The organism is Paenibacillus senegalensis JC66 (genome assembly GCF_000285515.1).
In the GTDB taxonomy this organism is placed as follows: domain Bacteria; phylum Bacillota; class Bacilli; order Paenibacillales; family NBRC-103111; genus Paenibacillus_L; species Paenibacillus_L senegalensis.
Genome location: NZ_HE610958.1, coordinates 10332 through 13771, shown reverse-complemented (window position 1 = coordinate 13771; position 3440 = coordinate 10332). Strand labels below are relative to the sequence as shown.

2 protein-coding genes and 2 pseudogenes are annotated in these 3440 nt (G+C 35.8%); all 4 read left to right on the top strand.

Translation table 11 applies throughout. The features are described from left to right. Positions 1–584 (top strand): annotated as a pseudogene (locus tag PSHG_RS26980) (hypothetical protein); the annotation flags it as partial. An 89-nt stretch (positions 585–673) separates the two neighbouring features. Beyond that, positions 674–1522, top strand: coding sequence for an aminoglycoside phosphotransferase family protein (locus tag PSHG_RS08515; protein WP_010271860.1), 849 nt, complete (start codon positions 674–676; stop codon positions 1520–1522). 95 nt (positions 1523–1617) lie between these two features. Then, positions 1618–1869, top strand: a pseudogene (locus tag PSHG_RS29940) (histidine phosphatase family protein); the annotation flags it as partial. A 1082-nt stretch (positions 1870–2951) separates the two neighbouring features. Then, positions 2952–3440, top strand: a 489-nt coding sequence (locus PSHG_RS30865; RefSeq protein ID WP_010271858.1) for a hypothetical protein, incomplete at its 3' end; no start/stop codon positions are given.

Here is a 3440-nt window from a genome sequence, read left to right as displayed (position 1 = left end):
AAAATGCTCATACACGTATGTGGGGATATTATCGCGAGCAAGTTAGGAGTTTACCGATTAAACCAGATCAACTAGACACATACTTAGATACAATTATGTTTAGCCATTCAATCGATGATATTACTTCCGCTTGTGAGAAGCTGACTACAGACACCCTTCATTTGATTTTAGAACGAAAAAATAGTCAAGAGGAAGTTCGTTCTTACAAAGCTGTCATGAGGGGGTTCTATGAAGAAGAAAGAGGAATGCTTAACAAACTCCTTACCGCTTGCGAAAATAAACATTATGAAACTGCGTTTTTTGTTGCTGTTGGGGTACAAGAAACATTGTCAAGAATATTATATGCTGCTGAAAAAGGACATTGGCCTGCTATGTTTGATTTAGGGGAATATCGGAGTATTTATCGTCGGTATGGTTTTCCTGATCTTTCTAAACTACTTGATCCAATAGATTTCGAACCGTTAAGAAAAGCGGTTCTCCTACTAATAGAGATGTTTGAGAACCATATTAAATCAGAAGGTGTACCACTGAACATATTTTCTACCGTAGAGGAATTCGAGTTATTTATTAAAACAGAATTTTAGCAAGTATTCGAGGAAGGCGCTGACATCGCAGTGGTGGGTTCGTGAACACAAAAACGTTATAAGAAATCCCCGCGAAAGGCATAAAAAACATGAATCTATTAAGAGAGATCAATTGGATTGAAAAAAACAAAATAATAGATAATTTATTGGGATATAATACAATTTCTTCATATCCTTTGATTGCCGGTCTTGAAGCAGAAGTAGCGAAGATTTGTTTGGGTGAAACCTGTTATGTTCTTAAAATATGGAACAAGAAATCTAAACCAAATATTCAAAATCAATACAAGATAATTCGGACCCTTTATGAGAATGGCTTAACAGTTCCGCAGCCAATGGGTTATGGAAGAGATAAAGACATGAATCAGGTATTATTGACCAGTTACAATGGCTCACCGGTCAACATAACAGACAATCAGATTCTTTTGAATCTCGCTAGTATTCTAAATGAAGTACACAAGACACCATTAGAATTATTTGATCCTCAGCTCGTTCTGGAGTATGACTTTATAAAATATTTTTACCCTGGGGTTGAAGAACATGCTGATATCCATGAATTGCTTGTTCATTTGGTTAAGAAGAGCAATATGAAGAATGAGCAGTTGATTCATGGAGATTATAATTTGGGAAATATATTGGAATCTGAAGGTACATATACAATTATTGATTGGACGAATGGGCAACGGGGTGATCCAAGATATGATATTGCTTGGTCTGTTATATTAATACAAATTTATACTGATAAGAGCTATGCTTCGTTGTATCGGAACGATTTTTTAAACATTTACACCCGGGGGGATCTGGAATTGTTTGAGGCTATTGCTTGTCTAAGATGGATTTTGCTAAACAGAATTGTCAATCTGAGTAAGGGTATTAAGACAATAAGAAGAGTAAGAGAAATTCTGAAAGAGAATGTACACTTACATGAAGGATTACTTTGAAAGTATTCGAAGAAGGCGGGGACATCCTATAACACCGCATTCACGCATCGGGCCTGGCATAGGGCAGTCCATCGTTCTGTAAGAAGCATTTTGCTATTGAATTTCGAATGAGAATTGAAATGATATTCTCAAAGATTGTTTCCAACTGTAATCATGAAAGGATTGCCATTGTGGCTCATGGTGGAGTTATTAATTGTTTATTGAGATCATTTTTCAAGATGCCTGTGGATAGAGATTTTTACTTTAAAAATGGAGACACTGCAATTCATTTAATAGAAATAACTGATAAGAATAGAAGTATTCATTTTTTAAACAATACTTCACATTTAGATTCATTGCAGATGTAGATAAGGAGATATGAAAGTTAAGCTACGAGGTCGGGGACATCTTATAACATAACATTCACGCTGCGGACCAGCAAGCTGCTCCTTGGTCCCGAAAGCAGGGAGCGAGGAAGCAATAGCCGGAACATCATCCACCTACGGTGGACGTCGTGAATACGTAAGACGTTATAAGAAATTGGCGAAAGAGCGAATAAAGGCTGATACATCGTTGTAGTGAAAAGCTATGTTTGGAGCATCCTTTTATATTGGGGTATAATATAAATGATTAAATAAAAGGGGGTACAATTGATGAGTGTCCCGAATGATGAATTGGAAAACATATTAGGTAATTTAAATGAGAAAAATAAGGCTGTCGCAAAGAGCTTTCTATCATGGTTACTTGAAAACAGCTTGATGAAGAGATGACTGTTTGACACCTGAAGATATACAGGCGATAGAACAGGGATGGGTTGAGTTTCAAAATGGTCAGACTAAATCCCTGGAGGACCTAAAACGTGACCTTGAAATATAAGGTCATATTTCCAAGTGAAGCTGAAAAGAACCTGAGGAAAATAGATCGAGTTACCGCTAGCAGAATCTTTATATCCCTTGAAGAATTAACTCATGATCCCTTTAACAATCCGAGTACAAAGAAAATGAAGGGGAAAGAAGGGATAATCTATAGATTACGGGTTGGAGTTTATCGAATAATCTAATGAGGTTCTTAATAATAAATTTATCATCTTGGTAGTTCGTATAGGACCTAGAGGAGACATTTATAAATGACATCAGAGCCCTAGCAATAAAGTTAGGGCTCTTTATTTTTCGAAAAAGACTATGATGACCCGGCACTTTGTGCCTTAAGCCGCTTGGATGTAAGAAATGCGGGAACGTTAGATGAAATAATTTGCAGTAAAAAATAAATGGAAGGGACAAAACAATGAATTTCAAGCTGATCTTGTTAATCTGGATGATACTCTTTAGCAAACACTTGTTTGAATTTGATTCCTTATTTTTCAATGAATAATTAAGCAAGGATTAGACAGTACCCGTTAATTACCGTTACTGTATCAAGATTAGGATCATTTAGTGGGGGAGATAATTTTATGGGTTGGTTGAGGAAGAAGAAATGGATGATTGTTTTTATCGCCATGGCCATTGTTCTGCTTATACTTGCAATAAATAGTGTTGCTTTATATAAACAAATTGATGAACTTAAGAAGGAATCTCTTGAAACTATGAATGCAGAATGGTATCAGTTGTATCGCTTATCCGAAATGGTGGATAAATACTATATTAAGAATAATTTTGAGAACCCAATAAGGTATCAATTGGTTGTAAATCAAACAGCACACCATTTTATGGGAAGGGCAGATGACTTATCAGTAAATATGAGGAATTTATTAGTACTAGCGTATGACCCATTGTTCTCTGATTTATCTCTTGAGGAAGGTCCCTTAAACAAGAAAGAAGCATCAAAAATACTCACAGATATGAATGATGACATTATGTTAATTAGCAGAGGACTTATTGACATGCAAGATGACGAAAAGTTGAAATTGCTGGATCCAACTTCGATGGAATTTATTAAAATA

Bases quoted from the DNA above. Each gene is read 5' to 3' on its own strand.
- PSHG_RS08515 (WP_010271860.1), top strand. From the start codon at position 674: ATGAATCTATTAAGAGAGATCAATTGGATTGAAAAAAACAAAATAATA.